The sequence below is a fragment of the Candidatus Binatia bacterium genome, from assembly GCA_036493895.1.
Classification (GTDB): Bacteria; Desulfobacterota; Binatia; order UBA1149; family CAITLU01; genus DATNBU01.
In genome coordinates this window covers 81311-97806 of record DASXOZ010000015.1, presented here as the reverse complement: position 1 = coordinate 97806, position 16496 = coordinate 81311, and the positions used below count along the sequence as shown (strand labels likewise).

Below are 16496 nucleotides of genomic sequence, written 5' to 3'. Positions count from 1 at the left end.
GCCCGGTTGGCCGCCGAAAGCGGGGTCAGGCACCTTTGCGGTGACTGACCCCGCAGGTTTCCGGAAAGCATGGCAACAGCCAATCCTCCTGATTTTGCCGCAGGCGCCGCGCCGGCCACGCGCACGGCGAGGACTCGGCGCAGGCGCACGACGCGCGCCTCGGTCAAGTGGATCGACCGCATCGCGCGCAACGTCATCCGCATCGGCGGCATCGGCACCATCGTCGCGATCTCCACCGTCTTCCTTTTTCTCGTGTGGGTCGTATGGCCGTTGCTGAGGCCCGAGTCGCTGTCGTCCCCGAAGCTGCTGGCGTCCGGACCCGATCCGGTGCTGGCCGCCGGCCTCGACGACACGCTTTCGACGCTGTGGACGTGGAGCGGCAACGGATTCGTCACGCTGGCCGCCGGCGACGGCTCGCGCCTCGGCGAGCAGAAGCTCTTCGACCAGGCTCCGACCGCGTATTCCTTTCCCGTGCGTTCGTCCCAGGCGCTGTTCGCATTTGCCGACGGAACCGCCCGCTTCGTGCACATCGCGGGCGCCAACGAGTACCGCGACGCAGACGCGATGCCCGCCGAGCTGCGCTCTCGCGCGACCGGCGAGCGTTTTCTCTTCGAAGGCAAGGTCACCGAGCGGGTCAGCGCGGACCAGTTCGCGCTGCGCAGCGTCGCGTACACCGCGGATGATCCGGTTACGGTGACGAGCGGCACCGCAATCCGCGCGATCGACCTTTCGATCACATCGAACGGCCCGGCATTCGCGTCGGTCGATGATGCCGGAACGCTGCGCGTCAGCCATGTCACCACGTCCGAAAACTTCATGACGGGGGCGAACGAAACTTCCGCCGAGTCGGGTTTCCTCAAACTCGACGCGGTGGCCTCGCGCGGCCTGCCGCGCTGGGTGATGCTGCGCGGGCTCGGCGACAATGCACTGGCAGTGTGGGAGGACGGCCACGCCGTGCGCGTGGACGCGCGCAACCTGACGCATCTCAAGGTCGCCGAAGAGCTCGACCTGCTGCCGATTGCGGGCACTGCCGCCGCGGCCGAGGCCGCCGTATCCGCCAAAGTCACCGCGGTCGGGTTCCTCAACGGCAAGAACACCCTGCTCGTCGGTGACAGCGCCGGCGGCCTGCACGCGTGGTTCCGCATTCCGGCCCCGCAGATGATCACCGGCGACGGCGCCCACTTCATTCTCGCGCACGAGCTGGCGCGCGGCAGCGCCGCCGTTACTGCGCTGGCTCCGTCACCGCGCACCAGGCTCGCGGCGGTCGGCTACGCCGACGGCACCCTTCGCGTCACGCACGTGACGAGCGACCGCATCGTTGCGACGAGCGACACGGGCCACGGCCGCGCGATCTCCACGCTGGCCATCGCTGCCGACGATTCGCAGGTGCTTGCATGGGACGGCGCGCTCGACTCGTTCGCGCTCGACGCTCCGCATCCCGAAGTTTCGGTGCACTCGCTGTTCGGAAAAATCTTCTACGAAGGTTACCCGGTTCCTGCGCACGTCTGGCAGTCCTCGAGCGGCACCGACGACTTCGAGCCGAAGTTCGGCCTGTTGCCGCTGGTATTCGGCACCATCAAGGCGACGTTCTACTCGATGATGTTCGGCATGCCGATCGCACTGATGGCGGCGATCTACACGAGCGAGTTCCTGAGGCCCGAGGTCAAGGCGGCCGTCAAGCCGACGATCGAGATGATGGCGAGCCTGCCGAGCGTCGTGCTCGGATTCCTCGCGGCGCTGGTGCTGGCACCGGTCATCGAGCGCTGCGTGACGGAAGTTCTGACGGGCATTTTCGTGATCCCGTTCGTGCTCGTGGGCGCGGCCCAGTTCTGGCAGTTCTTGCCGGGCGGCCGCCGCTCCAGTTTGCAGGGCAGCCGGCTGCTGCTGGCGGCCTCGGCGATCTTTGCCGGTGTTTCGGCTTCGACGTTCGCCGCGCCGCTGGTCGAGAGGGCACTGTTCGACGGCGACGTGCACCGCTGGCTCGACGGTGGCTCCGGAAGTGCAACCGGAGGCTTCCTGTTGATCACGCTGCCGGTCAGCGTGCTGCTGACGAGCTTCGCAGCGGCGCGACTGGAGCCGCGCGTACTGGTCGGCCACGGCTCGGCGCCGCTGCGTTCGCTCCTTTCGTTCGTCGCCGGCGCCGTTGCCGCCGTCGTGCTCGCACTTGTCAGCGCGTCGATGCTCGCCGCGGCCGGCTTCGACCTTCGCGGCTTGCTCCTCGGCACCTACGTGCAGCGCAACGCGCTGGTGGTCGGCTTCGTGATGGCGTTCGCGATCATCCCGATCATCTACACGATCGCCGAGGACGCCCTTTCGAGCATTCCGGAAAACCTGCGCGCGGGATCCCTCGCCCTCGGCGCGACGCCATGGCAGACCACCATGCGCATCGTAATTCCAACCGCGATGAGCGGCCTGTTCTCGGCGATGATGATCGGGCTCGGACGCGCGGTCGGCGAGACGATGATCGTGCTGATGGCGGCCGGCAACACGCCGGTGCTCGACTGGAACGTCTTCAACGGCTTCCGCACGCTGTCGGCCAACATCGCCGTCGAGCTTCCCGAAGCGGTGCGGGGCGGCACGCACTACCGCACGCTGTTCCTCGCGGCGCTCGCGCTGTTCCTGATGACATTCGTGCTCAATACCGCGGCCGAGCTCGTGAGGCTGCGCTTCCGCCACCGGGCGAGCCAGCTATGAGCCTGGCTGCCGGAAGCGGTTACGCTGGCGGCGCCGCCACGACGCCGCGTCGACGCCGTACAGGCGGCGCGACGACTCTTCGCGCGTTCGGCGAGCCGCTGCTGTGGCTCACGTCCGGCGGCCTGGCGATCTCGCTGATGATGATTTTCGGGCTGCTCGTCCTCGTGTTCGCGCAGGGCCTCGACACGTTCTGGCCGGTGCCGGTGACGAGGATCGAGACCGCCGACGGCAAGGTCTCGATGGGCGAAGTGACGCGCATCGACAGCTACGTTCCCGACGATGCGATCTTCGCTGCGCTGCCTGACGGCATTCGCGACAAGGCGCGTGCGCAGGTTGCCGCAACGGGAGGCCGTGCAACGCGCCGCCTCGTGCGCATCGGCAATTTCGAGCTTACCGGCGAGCATTTCCGCTGGATCGACGATTTCGCCGTGACTTCCGAGCAGGCTCCGGCGTGGGCAATGGTCGTCGAGAGGCGCGAGTGGGGTCGCTTCTACGGCGAGCTGGCCTCGTTCACGGTCGACGGCAACGTCGTCGCGACGACGCCCGGGGAGATCCTCGCGAAGCTCGCGCCGGCGACTTCGGAGGCGGCTGCGCGCTGGCAGCAGCGACGCACGCTCGAAGTGGACGAGATCGGACGCCTCAACCGCGACCTCGAGCAGTCGCGACTGGCGGTGCGCAGCGTCGACCGCCGCTACGGACGCCGCTCGCCGGAGCACGACGCCGCGGCCGCAGCCTCGACCGCGCTCGAGGAGAAGACCTCGTCCGAGTTCGCCGACATCCATGCGAAGATCGCGGCTCTCAATGCCGAGAGCGCGCGGTATGCGCTGGTTCTGCGCACCGGCGACGGCAAGGAACAGAAGCTCGCGCTCGCGACGATCGTGCGCGCCTATCCGGCCAACCAGTTGACGGGGCTCTCGCGCATCGGCGTCTACGCGTCGCGCTGGTGGGAGTTCCTCACCGACGTCCCGCGCGAAGCCAACAGTGAAGGCGGCGTATTTCCCGCGATTTTCGGCACCGTCGCGATGACGCTGCTGATGTCGCTGCTCGTGACGCCGTTCGGCGTGCTCGCGGCGCTGTACCTGCGCGAGTATGCGCGCGGCGGACTGGTCGTCAGCGCGGTGCGCATCGCCATCAACAACCTGGCCGGAGTGCCGAGCATCGTCTTCGGCGTCTTCGGGCTCGGGTTTTTCTGTTACATCGTCGGCGCAGGCATCGACCAGGTATTCTTCCCCGACAAGCTGCCGACGCCCACGTTCGGCACGGGCGGCATCCTGTGGGCTTCGCTCACGCTCGCTCTGCTGACGCTGCCGGTGGTCATCGTCGCGACCGAAGAAGCGCTGGCGGCGGTGCCGAACTCGATGCGCGAAGGCTCCTACGCCTGCGGCGCGTCCAAGTGGCAGACGATCCGGCGCATCGTGCTGCCGCGTGCATTGCCGGGAATCCTGACCGGCATGATCCTGGCGATCGCGCGCGGGGCCGGAGAAGTGGCGCCGCTGATGCTCGTCGGCGCGGTCAAGCTGGCTCCCGAGCTGCCGGTCGACGGCGTCGCGCCGTTCGTGCACCTGCAGAGGAGCTTCATGCACCTCGGCTTCCACATCTACGACGTCGGTTTCCAGAGCCAGAACAGCGAAGCGGCCAAACCGATGGTCTACACGACGACGCTGCTGCTGATCGTCCTCATTGCCTCATTGAACCTGGCGACGATCTGGCTGAGGGCCAGGCTTCGCCGCCGCTTCGTCGCGAGCCAGTTCTGATGGCTGTCGCTGCTGGACAGTTTGGTGGTGGAGTCGCGAGCACGTCGCCCGCCTCGTCCGGTGACGCATGCGTCTGCCGAATCGCGAGCGAAGCCGAGCGCCCGATCGCGAGCGAAGCCGAGCGCCGGATGCCAAGCGCAGCCGAGCGCCCGACACCAAGCGCAGCCGAGCGCCCGATGCCAAGCGCCGCCGAGGGCCCGACACCAAGCCCGGACGAGCGGCCGACAGCGCTCGCGACGCAGGCGCGGATGGCAGGTGCAGGGGAAACCATGATAACCAGCCGCGTGGCCGCCGCGCAGCAGGGTCCTCCCGGGCCGGGAACGGGCAATGCCGCGGTGCCGGCAAGCGGCACGTCGCACGCGGCTTCCGAGCCGGTGCGCGGATCGCTCGCGGACCTGGTTCGCGCCGAGGAAACCCGTCTGCACGACGCGGTTCCCGGACACGAAGGTCCGACCGAAGTTCACCGTTCTCTCGAGGGGGAAGAGGCTGCCGTCTCGATCGAGCGTTTCTCGCTCTGGTACGGCCAGGCCCAGGCCCTGTTCGACGTGTCGATGATCGTTCCCGCCGGCAAGGTCACGGCACTCATCGGTCCGTCCGGTTGCGGGAAATCCACGCTGCTGCGCTCGGTCAACCGCCTGAACGATCTCGTCGAAGGAGTGCGGATCCGCGGCGACATGAAGCTCGGCGGCCGCTCGGTCTACGAGTCGTCGGTCGACGTGATCGAGCTGCGCAAGCGCATGGGAATGGTGTTCCAGAAGCCGAACCCGTTTCCGATGAGCATCTACGAGAACGTCGTGTATCCGCTGCGCATCGACGGCGAGAGGGAAAAGCGCGTGCTCGACGAGGTCTGCGAACGCAGTCTTCGAAGCGCTGCTCTGTGGGACGAGGCCAAGGACCGGCTCACTGCCAGCGCCCTCGGGCTTTCGGGTGGCCAGCAGCAGCGCCTCTGCATCGCGCGTGCGATCGCCGCCGACCCCGAAGTGCTGCTGATGGACGAGCCGTGCTCGGCGCTCGACCCGATCGCCACCTCGCGCATCGAAGACCTCATCGCCGAGCTGCGCGGCGAGTACACGATCCTGATCGTCACGCACAACATGCAGCAGGCGTCGCGCACCAGCGATTTCACGGCGTTCATGTACCTCGGCCGGCTCGTCGAGTACGGAGGAACGCTGGAAATGTTCAGCCGCCCGCACCGCAAGGCCACCGAAGCGTACATTTCGGGCCGGTTCGGCTGAACCGAAGGCCGTCGACACGCCAACTGGAACACTGGCGGAGAAGAGGATGCCGAAGCACCTGGACCACGAGATCGGGAACCTGAAGAAGCAGATCCTGTCGCTGGCAGCCTGCGTCGAGGAGGCGGTCGCCAAGAGCGTCGCCGCGATCAACGCCCGCGATGCGGACCTGGGCCAGCAGGTGATCGATTTCGACACGCACATCGACGCGCTCGAGGTCGAGGTCGAGGAAGAGTGCATGAAGGTGCTCGCTCTGCACCAGCCCGTGGCACAGGACCTGCGCTTCATCGTCGCGTGCATCCGCCTGAACAGCGACCTGGAACGGATCGGCGACCTCGCCGTCAACATCGGCGAGAGGGCGGTGTTCCTCGCCAGCGTCGCCGAAGTGACCGAGAAGCCTCTCGACGTCGGTTCGATGGCGCGGCTGGTGCGCTCGATGCTGTCGGATGCGCTCGATTCGCTGGTGAACCTCGACCCGGTGCTGGCGCGCAGGGTATGCGCAATGGACGACGCGGCCGACGACATGCACCGCGACACGTTCCGGCGCGTCGAGGAGGCGGTGGTGCGCCATCCGTCGGAATTCGCGACGCTGACGCACTACCTGTCGGTGTCGCGCTACCTCGAGCGCATCGCGGACCACGCGACGAACATCGCCGAGGACGTCATCTACATGGTCGAAGGCGACATCGTGCGCCATCGCGGGACGCCGCAACTCGACGTCTGAGCGGCCTGCGTCGTCGCGGCAATCTGCCCGGATGGCCGGCGCAGCTGCGTCAGCCGCGCCGCGTTGCCGCGCGCGCCGGCGCGCTGCGCGGGTCGCGGCCCTGCCGTGAGGGCCGTGGCGGCATCGGGACAAAAGCGCTGGTGCTCTGCACGTAGTCGTCGTAGCCGGGTCGGCTGCGGCGCAGCTTGCGCTCGAGCATCGCGACGCCGGAGACGCGAAGCAGCAGCAGCGTCATCACTGCCGGGCCGATCGCCGTCCACCAACCGCCGACCGACAGCGCGATCAGCCACAGTCCCCACCACAGCAGCGCGTCGCCGAAGTAGTTGGGATGCCGCGAGTAGCGCCAAAGGCCGGTCTTCATCACCCGGCCCTGGTTGCGGGGATTGCCCCGGAAGCTCGCGAGCTGCACGTCGGCGACGCTCTCGATCAGGAAGCCGGCTGCCCACACGATCGCACCGAGATAGTCGGTGTACGTAAGGTGCAACGGATGCACCGAGGCGACGGCCACCTGCACCGGCAGCGAGACCACCCACGCCAGGAACCCCTGCAGCAGGAACACCGTGCCGAGGCTGGCAAGAGGGAAGCTCGAGCCCCACTGGCGCCGCATTGCCCGGTAGCGGTAGTCCTCTGCTTCGCCGAGGTTGCGCGCGGTGATGTACACCGAGAGGCGAACGCCCCACAGCGCCGTCAGGAGCAGGACGAGATGGGCGCGTTTGGGAAAGCCGTCGGTTGCGGCCGAGACGTACGAGGCGATGACGATGAACGCGATGCCCCAGAATCGATCGACGATGCTGGCGTCGCGCACCACCAGGCTGACGACCCACAGCATCGAGAACAACACGAGGACGGCAACCAGGCTCCAGGCAAGAAACGTCACTGCGGTCCTCCTTGCGTCCCCCGTCCTCGAATCCTGCGATTCGTCCTGCCGGCGCCGCCGAGTCGTTATCGGGCTCTCGTTGCTGCCAGGGCAGCAACGAACACGCGCCAGCTTGCGTCGACTTTAGCATGCGCGCAGCGGGGCGCACCGTGCGGCGGCAGAATCTCCGGCGTTTTCCCCCGAGAATGAGCCGTCCTGCGCGCGAATTGCGGCCCCGGGCACGGATTCACTCTCTTACGCAGCGCGCAGCGCGCGCGCAGAAAAAATTCCCCGGAAAAATCCGTACTGTCGCGGATCTACGCGCGACGCTTCGGGTTGCGGCAGCGCAGGCGGGCTTCGGTGGCGCGCGGGCAGGTGGTATGGGCGGAGCGTGGGCAGCCGCGACACGTCGCTGGAAGGCCGTGCGGACTCGGCTGTTTCGGTCGAGTCGGCGACAGCGTCCGGCGCCGCGTCGCGAATTCGCATCGGTGTATCGTCGTGCCTTGCCGGGCAGCCGGTGCGCTACGACGGCGGGCACAAGCTCGATCGCAGCGTTGCGCAGCTGTTGGCTGCGCAGTTCGAGCTCGTGCCCGTCTGTCCGGAAGTCGAAGCGGGGATGGGCGTGCCGCGAGAGCCGGTGCAGCTCGTCCGCGGCGGCGACGACGTGGTTCGCATGCTCGGCGTTCGTTCGCGGATCGATCACACGGACGCGATGCAGCAGTTCGCGCGCGCGCGGGTCGCCGGGCTCGCGCGCAGCGGGATCTGCGGGTACGTGCTGAAGACGGGGTCGCCGTCGTGCGGGGCGAGGGAGGTGCCGGTATCGTCCGCCGCGGGGACGGCCTCCGCGGCGAGCGGGTTGTTCGCGGCAGAGCTGCTGCGCGCGATGCCCGAGCTTCCGGTGGTGGAGGAGGATCGGTTGGCGGACGAAGCGGCGCTCGATGCGTTCGCGCGGCGTGTCCGCGAGTGCGCCAGGAAGCGCAGCTGCCAGCGCCGTTACTGAAAATCCCGCAAATCGAGCCCCAGCATGTCCGTGAGCGCCACGCGAAGCTCCGGATCCCGGAACACGAACCCCGACCCCGCCAGCTTGACCGGAACGGCCCGCGTCGATGCGAGCAGCATTTCGTCTGCCATCTCCCCGAGCAGCAGCCTGAGCGCAAACGCAGGCACCGGGAACACCGCCCACCGCCTGAGCACGATCGCCAGCGAGCGCGTCAGCGCGGCATTGGTCACCGGCAATGGAGACGTCATGTTGACCGGCCCGTCGAGGCTTCGCGTCGCGATGCAGTGAAGAATCGCAGCAACCAGGTCGTCGAGCGAAATCCAGCTCATGTACTGGCGCCCGCTTCCGAGCTGGCCGCCGAGCCCGAACCGGAACGGCAGCATCATGCGAGGCAGCGCGCCGGCGTGAGGCGAAAGAACGACTCCGAGTCGCGCGTTGACGACGCGAATGCCCGCAGCGCGCGCGCTCTGCGTCGCGGCCTCCCACTGGCGGCAGACTTCGGCGAGGAAGCCGCGGCCAGGTCCTGCGCTCTCGTCGAGCTCGAGGTCGCCGCGGTCGCCGTAGTAGCCGACCGCCGACGCGCAGATCAGCACCGCCGGAGGACGTTCGAGCGCGGCCACGGTGGCGCACAAAAGGCTGGTGCTCTTTGTCCTGCTCGCGAGGATGCGCCGGCGGGTGGATGCGGACCAGCGACCGGCAGCGATGTTCTCGCCTGCCAGGTGGACGACGGCGTCGACGCCGTCGAGACAGCGCGGATCGAGGAGGCCCGAATCGGGATCCCAGCGGATTTCGTCGTCGCGCCCCGAAGGGCGCCGCAGGATGCGCAGCACGCGATGGCCACCGATGCCGAGGAAGGCGACCAGCTCGGTGCCGACCATGCCGTTGGCGCCGGTGACGGCGATGCGCGACGGCGGGAGCGACGCATGGGCGTGCACCGCGAGATCCTCACGTTCGCGATGCTTGCGCCAGGTGCGGTTGCGGCCGGGCTCGACCCGGATCTTCGTCGCGACGCTCATTGCGGCGGCCGCTTTTCGTCTCCTGTTACGCGACTGCGTACGCGGCCGTGATCCGCCGCCGATCGCTGTGATCGGACCTTCGACGCGCGGCGCGGTGCGCCGGCACCGGGCACGGCGCGGCGCGCGAAGCAGATGCGTGCTGCTCGATCGATTTGCTTTGCCCGAGCCGGAACGTATTTCTCCGCCTCGTCCTCTTCCGGAGCTTGCCAGGATCCCATGCCCCGTCTCCTTCCTCGATCCGTCGTCGGCCTGTTGCTGCTCGCCGGCATCACGACAAGCACCATTGTCCACGGCTTTCCGATCTTCGCGCTGGCGGTCGTCAAGTTCGCCGTTCCCAACCAGAAGTGGCGCCACTGGTGGACCACGCCGCTCGTGTTCGTCGCCGAGACCTGGATCCGTATCAACAACGCGATGATTTCGCTCGCGCTGCCGACGCGCTTCGACTTCCGCGGCCTCGACGACCCTCGCCTGCGCCGCGACGGCCGCTACCTCGTCGCGAGCAACCACCAGACGTGGAGCGACATCCTCATCCTGCAGCGCCTGCTGATCCGCGACATTCCTTTCCTGCGCTTCTTCATCAAGGCCGAGCTGATCTACCTGCCGGTGCTCGGCTTCGCGTGGTGGGCCCTCGACATGCCGTTCATGAAACGCTACTCGCCCGCGTTCCTCGAGAAGAACCCTCACTTGCGCGGCCAGGATCTCGAGACGACGCGGCGCGCCTGCGACCGCTTCCGCGTCGGCCCCGTCTCGATCATGAACTTCGTCGAGGGCACGCGTTTTTCTCCGGAGAAGCGCGACAAGTACGGCTCGCCGTACCGGCACCTTCTCAAGCCGAAGGCCGGCGGCATGGCCGCGGTGCTCGACGCATTTTCGGGAGACCTCGACACGCTCGTCGACGTGACGATCGCGTACAGCAAGCCGGGAGTCGACTTCTGGGATTTCCTGACCGGCCGCGTAGCGCGCATCGTCGCCGAAGTCCGCGTCGAGGAGATTCCCGAGGACGTTCGCCGCGGCGACTACAGCAACGACGATGTCTACCGCGAGCGCGTGCAGGCGTGGGTGCGCGAGCTGTGGGAGAGGAAGGACGCACGCGTCGAAGCGCTGATGGCCGAAGCGCAGGCGCTGGGCTCACGCGCGAGCTAGTTGCAGGCTGGGCGGGGAGCCACCGGTGCGCCCGGTCGGCGATCGATATCTTCGATGAACGCCGGTGGACTCGACTGCGGCGCGGCGCAATGCTTCCGTCATGCCGCAACCCGACCTTCGCCGTCTCGCCGACCGTCTCGAAATCGAAGACCTGCTCGTGCGTTACAGCACGGCGCTGGACACGAAGAACTACGACCTGCTCGACGACGTCTTCACGCCCGACGGCATCGGCGACTACACCGCGGGCGGCGGCTTCAAGGGTACGGTCCCCGAGCTCAAGCAGTGGCTCACGGTTGCGCTCGGCATCTTCACCGTAGTCCAGCACCTGGTCACCAATGTTGCCGTCGAAATCTCCGGCGACGAGGCGACGAGCACTTGCTACCTGTTCAACCCTCTCGGCTATCCGGCCGGCGAGGGGCTCGAGACAATGCGCGCCGGTGGGATCTACCGTGATCGCCTCGTTCGCACGGCCGCCGGCTGGCGCATCCGTGAGCGCGTGCTGACGATGCTCTACCTCGAAGGCAAGATGCCGGGCGCCTGACAGGCTGCGCGGCAATTCCCTCAAGTGAGGGGGCGTCGTGCGCTTTCAAACTTGATTCGCCCCCGCTGGTCGATTACTTCGATTCGCGCGGAACAGAACGTGCACGGTCGCAGGCCAGGCAGCCTGTGCACCCTGGGGGAAATCCATGAGAGGTCTTCTTGCGATGATTTTCGTCGGCGCTGCCGTCTTGGCTGCGCACGACGCGACTGCGGACAGCCGGGATCGTGTCCTCATGATCCTCAACCACACTCGCTCCGAGATGCGCGAGCTCTATACGAGCCCGGCCGGTCAGCCGGCGTGGGGCGCGGATCAGCTCGGCAGCATGAGCATCGCGGTCGGCGGCAACGTGAAGGTCAACCTGCACAACACTGCCGACGCCTGCGTATTCGACGTGATGATGGTGTTCGCGGATGGCGAGAAAGTGGTCCGCCGCGAGAACGTCTGCGGCTCGGGCACGCTCGTCGTGACCGAACACCGCGAGCCGGAGCTCCCGTCGACCTGACGCCGAAATCTGGCGCGGTCGTTGCATAGGCCGAGAGGCATCAACCTGCGCCCGCGCGGCGCCCAGGGGGTTTCTTGGACAAGGGGAGAAGCGTCGCGGCCGTCGTCGCCGCGGCGGCGTTCGTTGCAGGCACTGCGTGCCTGGTCGCTGCTGAGGAGTCGATCCACCATCCGACGGCAGCCGACGAGCCCGCAGTCGGAAATCCGCAAGACTACGAGGTCTTGAGAAAGCTGCTCGGCCTGGCCAGTCCGGAGCCGGAGCAGCCACCGGTCGCGATGCCGGTCGTTTCGCAGCCCGCGCCCGCCTTCGCGGGGCCCGCTGCGGCCGTGCAAAACCTGCAGGAACGGTCGGCAACGGCGCCGGCCGTGCGCAAAGCCGTCGTCAGGATCCAGCCGCCGAAGCCTGCGCCGCACCGGGAGCCGCCGGCCGCACCCGCGGCCGTGGCGGCCGCGCCTGCGCGCGCGTTGCAGCCCGAGCCGGAGCCCGTGCGTCTTGCGGCCGCCGCGCCCGCCGCCACGCCCGCCGATGATCTGCCGGCGACGGGAACCGTCCTTCGCGCGTCCGACATCGAGCGCTACCAGAGCCTGTTCGGCCCGTCGGTGCAGTGGGCGATGCTGCGCGGCGCCACGATCCGCGTCGGTCCCCACAAGCCGATCCCGATGGAGGACGCGCGTGCGGCGGCCACGCAGAAGTACCACGACCAGGTCGAGCTCACGTCCGACCGCCGCGACATGCGTAACTACGTCGCCGGCCTTCCGTTTCCTCTCGTCGACGACAAGGACCGCGACGCCGGCATCAAGATGATTTTCAACCAGCAGGCGCGCCTGGTCGTCGACGACATGGACGCGCGCAAGATGGGCTGCGAGATCGGCTCCCTGTCCAAGCACCGCGGTTTCGAGCTCGAGCGCACCTTCCAGATCGAGCACTGGAGGCGCCTCTACTATCTCGGGCGCATGTACCACGCGCCGGTCCCGACGATGCCGAGCCAGGACGGCATCCGCTACCGCGAGCTGCAGTACCCGCTGATCGAGCCCTTCGACCTGAAGGGCGGCGGCTGGGACTTCATCCGCTACTCCGACATCGGTCGCCTCGACGACGGCTGGATCTACTATCCGATCACGCGCCGCGTGCGGCGCCTGAGCACGGCGCAAAGATCGCAAGGCATCTTCGGCCAGGACATGGACCTCGACAGCTATACCGGCTACGCGGGCAATCCCGCGTGGATGCAGTGGCGCGTCGTCGGCCACAAGACGATGCTCGCGCCGATGCATTCCGACCACGTGCCGGTCAACTGGCAGGCTCCGCCGGCCGATTTCGAAGCCGACGAGCCGTGGGAACCGCGCGAAGTCTACGTGCTCGAAGGACGATCGCTGCTTCCCGAATACGCGTTCGCACGCCGAGTGATCTACCTCGACCGCGAGAGCTGGCTCGTCACGTACTCGGAAATCTACGACGACCGGGGAAAACTCTGGAAAGCGCTGCACCAGACCTGGGGTTTCGGAAGCAAAGTCCGGGAAGATGCGGGGGGCCGCACCTTCGAGGAATTCTACCTGCCCGGTTATTCGATGATCGACATGCAGATCGATCACGTCACGCGCTGCGAGCTTCCGCTACGCACCGCGGTCGGCGACAAAGGCTGGTACTACAACTACGGAGACGCCGAAGGCACGACGGAGAAAGCGTTCGACATCGCCGGCTTCCTCGGCGAGACGCACTAGCAGGCTGCGGGGCAGCGGTCGCAATCTGCGGGGTTTGCGCCGCGAAGAGGGTTATTCTGCCCGCGCTGCTGCGAACAACCGGCGGCGGTGCCTTTCGGTCAGGATCTGCATCACCTGCACGGCAAAGAACGGCGTCTGCTGCACGAGGTAGAGAAAGCGGCGCTGGTTGATCGGCATCGCTCGAACCGCGGTGCGCGCCAGCGCGGTCGCGCTGCGCTGGGCTCCGTCGATCACTGCCATCTCTCCGACGATGCCGCCCGCGTCGGTGGAATCGATCACGCGGTTGCCGAGCAGGATGTCCACCTCTCCGGAGACGACGACGTACATGAAGTCGCCGGCGTCTCCCTCGCTGAAGATCACGTCGCCCGGCGCGAAGTCCACGCAACCGTCGTCATTGGCATCGAAGAGATGAATCTTCGTCACTCGTGCACCTCCAGCACGCGAGCGTGTCAGGGATCTGTGAGGATTGCGTTAGCGCGCCAGTGGCCGGTCGAGAGCAGCGCGAAATTGCGTGTGCGCAGCTCGGCGTAAGAATTACAGCCAGCCCATGCGCCGGCAGGCACCGATCATCAGGTAGACCCCGAGCCCGCTGATGAACGATCCGAACGCGAGCCGCAGCTGCGGCCCTTCCATCGCGTTGGCGATGACGGCACCGACCCAGCTTCCCGCGATCATCCCGGCGGCGAGCACGAGCGCGGCGTGCAGGTCGACGTTGCCGTGGCGCCAGTACTCGATGGTCGCCGCGATCCCGATCGGCGGCAGCAGCACGGCCAGGCTCGTGCCCGTGGCCTTGTGCTGGGAGAACCCTGCCCAGTAGACGAGCGCCGGCACCAGCAGAACTCCGCCGCCGATACCGAAGAGGCCGGCGGAGATGCCGGCGAGAATTCCGATCAGCAGGAATCCAAGCGGTGACGTCATGGGGTCATTCTGCCACCGACGCGGCGCCCGGTCGCGCGAAAATGCGCGAATCTCGCGGGCGGGTGATCCCCCCGGGGGCCGGTAACCTCGTGTTTGTGAAGGACATCGTAGTATGGTCGTTGAATCCTTCGCGGTTCCGCAGCCGGGCGCGATGCAGGGGCTGAGGGCCGCAGCGTAAGCTGGGCGGGAACGCTGCCCGCCGGGAATGACCATGACGGCAACGGGACCAAAGAACATGCGGCCGGCCCGTGGCCTGGCGCTCTCCATGGCAGCAGCGCTGGCCAACTCCATCGCAGCGGCGCTGGCCCTCTCCATCGCAGCGGCGCTGGCCCTCTCCATCGCAGCGACGCTGCTCGTTGCGGTGGCGGTACTGCCGTCGCCTGCCGCCGAACCCGACGTGTCCTCTTCCCCGTTGCCACGGCTGCGAGTGCGCTCGGTCGACTCGATCGCCCTCAACGTCGCCGATGCCGCTGGCTCCACGCGTTTTTACCGCGACGTGCTGGGGTTCGAGGTCCGCTCGGAAGAGGACCTGGCCGGCCGCGACTGGCAGCCCGCCGCAGCGCTTTGGCCCGAGGCCCGCCTGCACGTCGTGCACCTGCAGCTCGGCCAGGAACGACTCGACCTTGCCCGGTGGCTCGACCCTCGTGGCGCCGCGATTGCGGCCGACACGCGCGCCAATGATGCGTGGTCGGGCCACGTCGCAATCGTCGTTCGCGACATGGCGACGGCGGTCGCAAGGCTCGCCGTGGCCGGAGCGCGTGCTGTTTCGTCTTCTCCCCAGGTCATTCCGGAGTGGAACCCGACGTCCGGCGGCATCGTCGCCTACTCGTTCCTCGATCCGGACGGTCACGCGCTCGAGCTCGTGCACTTCCCGGAGGGCAAAGGCGACGCGCGCTGGCAGCGGCCGGGCAAGGATCTTTTCCAGGGAATCGACCACGTCGCGATCGTGGCGGCCGATACCGAGCGCAGCCTTGCGTTCTGGGTCGACGGCCTCGGCCTTGCGCTCGCCGGCCACAGCAACGACTACGGGATCGAGCAGGCGCGGCTGACGGGCATTGCTTCTGCGCACGTGCGCGTCTCGGCGCTTCGGGCCCAGTCCGGGCCAGCCATCGAGCTCGTCGAGTTCCTCGCTCCCGCCGGCGGGCGTCCGCGGCCGGCAACCGTGATGCCGGACGACCTCGTCTCCACCAGCATCGTCGTTGGTGTCGACGGCGATACTCCTTCGCGCGAGCTTGCCGATCCCGACGGCCATCTGCTGGCCACGCGGCACTGCGATCTGCGCGCGCTGGCTGCGCGCACGCAGCACTCTTCGCAACGCGGATCCGGGCGAGCCGGTGACGTCAAGAGCGAGCCGGCCCGCGCTGCTGCCGCCGATACCTGTCACTCGATGACGATCGTCGATCGCGACGGGCTTTCCGCGTGCAGCTCGGAAGAGCCGCTGTGGCAGGTCCTCAGCGTGCGCTGAGGTCGGACGCGACGAGCGCGACCTTGCCGCCGACGACCGGCGGACACCAGTAGTACGCTCCAGTGATCGGCTGCGTGAACGAGAACAGGCTGTCGACGATGCCGTCGTCGAGCCCTGCCATGCGGCGAAGCTGCATCTCGAAGGCATCGAGCGTCCTGCCGAACGCGATGAACATCAGTCCGGCGCGCATCCCGTCGGTCCACGGCATCGAGCGCCGCACGACGAAGGCCACGGGCTCGAAGTCTTCCTGCGCGGTGCGCTTGACGTGCGCGGATTCGGGCGCGTCCTTGAGCTCGTCGTTGGTCACGCGCTCGCGGCCGATCGCGTTGTCCTGCTCGGTCTTCGACATCCGCGCCAGTTGCGCGAAGTCGTGCACCCACTGCTGCACGGCGACGAAGCTGGAACCTTCGGGTGCACACGAATCACCGGCAGCGACGATCGCCGCCGCAGTGGCATCCTCCGCCTTGGGATTTTCCGTGCCGTCTTCGTAGCCGCTGAGGTCGCGGCCCGTGTCGTGGACGAAACCGTCGACGCAGGATTCGAGCGCGAAGGCCGGCGCGAGCGTCGCGGCGATCCGGCGGCTGCGGTGCAGCAGCTCGCCGCGGTCCTCGCCGCGCAGCCAGATCCACAGCGCCCGAGGCGCCGACGGCACGTCGACCTTGGCACCGGCAAGCACCGGAAACGTGCGCAGCCCCGGCACGTGGATGCCGAGCAGCCCGACCAGCGAAATCCCGAGCCCGACGACGCAGAAAGTACCGTCGATGCGCGCATCGCCGGCGGCCAGCGCGCGAAGAGCGGATTCGGCGCCGTCGCGGCCGGTGCCGCCGACGAGCGAGAACTCGAGCCAGCGGGCAGCCGGCGATTGCGGCATCAGGATCGCGGCCTGGGGATTGCGGCGCAGCATCGACGCGTGACTGCTAGCGCGCACGCTCT

At 67.8% G+C, this 16496-nt stretch carries 15 protein-coding genes; 10 read left to right on the top strand and 5 right to left on the bottom strand.

Features of this window, described 5'->3' with window-relative positions; all coding sequences use genetic code 11:
• The first annotated feature begins 69 nt into the window (after nucleotides 1–69).
• The 4 genes from VGK20_03795 (at nucleotide 70) to phoU (ending at nucleotide 6404) form a co-directional block, all read left to right on the top strand.
• Complete coding sequence (locus tag VGK20_03795) at nucleotides 70–2694, top strand: ABC transporter permease subunit (GenBank protein HEY2773158.1); 2625 nt, start codon at nucleotides 70–72, stop codon at nucleotides 2692–2694.
• Nucleotides 2691–4448, top strand: a complete 1758-nt coding sequence (gene pstA, locus VGK20_03790) for a phosphate ABC transporter permease PstA (protein HEY2773157.1) — start codon at nucleotides 2691–2693, stop codon at nucleotides 4446–4448. Before VGK20_03795 ends, pstA begins: the two co-directional genes overlap by 4 nt.
• Before the next feature lie 419 nt (nucleotides 4449–4867).
• On the top strand, nucleotides 4868–5683 hold the full coding sequence (gene pstB, locus VGK20_03785; GenBank protein HEY2773156.1) for a phosphate ABC transporter ATP-binding protein PstB: 816 nt from the start codon (nucleotides 4868–4870) through the stop codon (nucleotides 5681–5683).
• A 46-nt stretch (nucleotides 5684–5729) separates the two neighbouring features.
• Nucleotides 5730–6404: a phosphate signaling complex protein PhoU gene (phoU, locus tag VGK20_03780; GenBank protein HEY2773155.1), complete on the top strand. Its 675-nt coding sequence runs from the start codon at nucleotides 5730–5732 to the stop codon at nucleotides 6402–6404.
• A gap of 49 nt (nucleotides 6405–6453) precedes the next feature.
• Here the strand turns inward: phoU and VGK20_03775 are convergent, their stop codons facing one another.
• On the bottom strand, nucleotides 6454–7281 hold the full coding sequence (locus VGK20_03775; protein HEY2773154.1) for a DUF1295 domain-containing protein: 828 nt from the start codon (nucleotides 7279–7281) through the stop codon (nucleotides 6454–6456).
• A 370-nt stretch (nucleotides 7282–7651) separates the two neighbouring features.
• Here VGK20_03775 and VGK20_03770 point away from each other — a divergent pair, with 370 nt between their 5' ends.
• Entirely contained in the window at nucleotides 7652–8260 is a 609-nt protein-coding gene (locus VGK20_03770; protein HEY2773153.1) for a DUF523 domain-containing protein, read from the top strand.
• Here the strand turns inward: VGK20_03770 and VGK20_03765 are convergent.
• Complete coding sequence (locus VGK20_03765; GenBank protein ID HEY2773152.1) at nucleotides 8254–9276, bottom strand: TIGR01777 family oxidoreductase; 1023 nt, start codon at nucleotides 9274–9276, stop codon at nucleotides 8254–8256. The two genes, VGK20_03770 and VGK20_03765, sit on opposite strands and share 7 nt — an antisense overlap.
• Nucleotides 9277–9492: 216 nt before the next feature.
• Here VGK20_03765 and VGK20_03760 point away from each other — a divergent pair, with 216 nt between their 5' ends.
• The 4 genes from VGK20_03760 to VGK20_03745 all read left to right on the top strand — a co-directional run bounded on the left by VGK20_03760 (nucleotide 9493) and on the right by VGK20_03745 (nucleotide 13180).
• Nucleotides 9493–10419, top strand: coding sequence for an acyltransferase (locus tag VGK20_03760; GenBank protein ID HEY2773151.1), 927 nt, complete (start codon nucleotides 9493–9495; stop codon nucleotides 10417–10419).
• Nucleotides 10420–10519: 100 nt separating this feature from the next.
• Nucleotides 10520–10960 carry a nuclear transport factor 2 family protein gene (locus VGK20_03755; GenBank protein ID HEY2773150.1) on the top strand — a complete coding sequence of 147 codons (441 nt, stop codon included), beginning with the start codon at nucleotides 10520–10522 and terminating at the stop codon, nucleotides 10958–10960.
• A 145-nt stretch (nucleotides 10961–11105) separates the two neighbouring features.
• A complete protein-coding gene (locus VGK20_03750; protein HEY2773149.1) occupies nucleotides 11106–11462 on the top strand; it encodes a hypothetical protein in 357 nt (118 codons plus the stop codon).
• A 74-nt stretch (nucleotides 11463–11536) separates the two neighbouring features.
• Nucleotides 11537–13180 (top strand): DUF1329 domain-containing protein, encoded by a 1644-nt coding sequence (locus VGK20_03745; GenBank protein ID HEY2773148.1) that lies wholly within the window; start codon nucleotides 11537–11539, stop codon nucleotides 13178–13180.
• A gap of 51 nt (nucleotides 13181–13231) precedes the next feature.
• On the opposite strand, the gene VGK20_03740 is transcribed toward VGK20_03745, so the two are convergent.
• Both VGK20_03740 and VGK20_03735 read right to left on the bottom strand, forming a co-directional pair.
• A complete protein-coding gene (locus tag VGK20_03740; GenBank protein ID HEY2773147.1) occupies nucleotides 13232–13603 on the bottom strand; it encodes a cyclic nucleotide-binding domain-containing protein in 372 nt (123 codons plus the stop codon).
• 111 nt (nucleotides 13604–13714) lie between these two features.
• Nucleotides 13715–14311: a sulfite exporter TauE/SafE family protein gene (locus VGK20_03735; GenBank protein HEY2773146.1), complete on the bottom strand. Its 597-nt coding sequence runs from the start codon at nucleotides 14309–14311 to the stop codon at nucleotides 13715–13717.
• Here VGK20_03735 and VGK20_03730 point away from each other — a divergent pair.
• On the top strand, nucleotides 14310–15563 hold the full coding sequence (locus VGK20_03730) for a VOC family protein (GenBank protein HEY2773145.1): 1254 nt from the start codon (nucleotides 14310–14312) through the stop codon (nucleotides 15561–15563). The genes VGK20_03735 and VGK20_03730 overlap by 2 nt on opposite strands.
• On the opposite strand, the gene VGK20_03725 is transcribed toward VGK20_03730, so the two are convergent.
• The gene (locus VGK20_03725; GenBank protein HEY2773144.1) at nucleotides 15550–16491 is read right to left on the bottom strand and encodes a Dyp-type peroxidase; all 942 of its coding nucleotides are present in this window, start codon (nucleotides 16489–16491) and stop codon (nucleotides 15550–15552) included. The genes VGK20_03730 and VGK20_03725 overlap by 14 nt on opposite strands.
• Nucleotides 16492–16496: the final 5 nt, after the last annotated feature.

Bases quoted from the DNA above. Each gene is read 5' to 3' on its own strand.
- phoU (HEY2773155.1), top strand. From the start codon at position 5,730: ATGCCGAAGCACCTGGACCACGAGATCGGGAACCTGAAGAAGCAGATC.
- VGK20_03760 (HEY2773151.1), top strand. From the start codon at position 9,493: ATGCCCCGTCTCCTTCCTCGATCCGTCGTCGGCCTGTTGCTGCTCGCC.
- VGK20_03750 (HEY2773149.1), top strand. From the start codon at position 11,106: ATGAGAGGTCTTCTTGCGATGATTTTCGTCGGCGCTGCCGTCTTGGCT.
- VGK20_03730 (HEY2773145.1), top strand. From the start codon at position 14,310: ATGACGGCAACGGGACCAAAGAACATGCGGCCGGCCCGTGGCCTGGCG.
- VGK20_03755 (HEY2773150.1), top strand. From the start codon at position 10,520: ATGCCGCAACCCGACCTTCGCCGTCTCGCCGACCGTCTCGAAATCGAA.
- VGK20_03765 (HEY2773152.1), bottom strand. From the start codon at position 9,276: ATGAGCGTCGCGACGAAGATCCGGGTCGAGCCCGGCCGCAACCGCACC.
- pstA (HEY2773157.1), top strand. From the start codon at position 2,691: ATGAGCCTGGCTGCCGGAAGCGGTTACGCTGGCGGCGCCGCCACGACG.
- VGK20_03795 (HEY2773158.1), top strand. From the start codon at position 70: ATGGCAACAGCCAATCCTCCTGATTTTGCCGCAGGCGCCGCGCCGGCC.
- VGK20_03735 (HEY2773146.1), bottom strand. From the start codon at position 14,311: ATGGTCATTCCCGGCGGGCAGCGTTCCCGCCCAGCTTACGCTGCGGCC.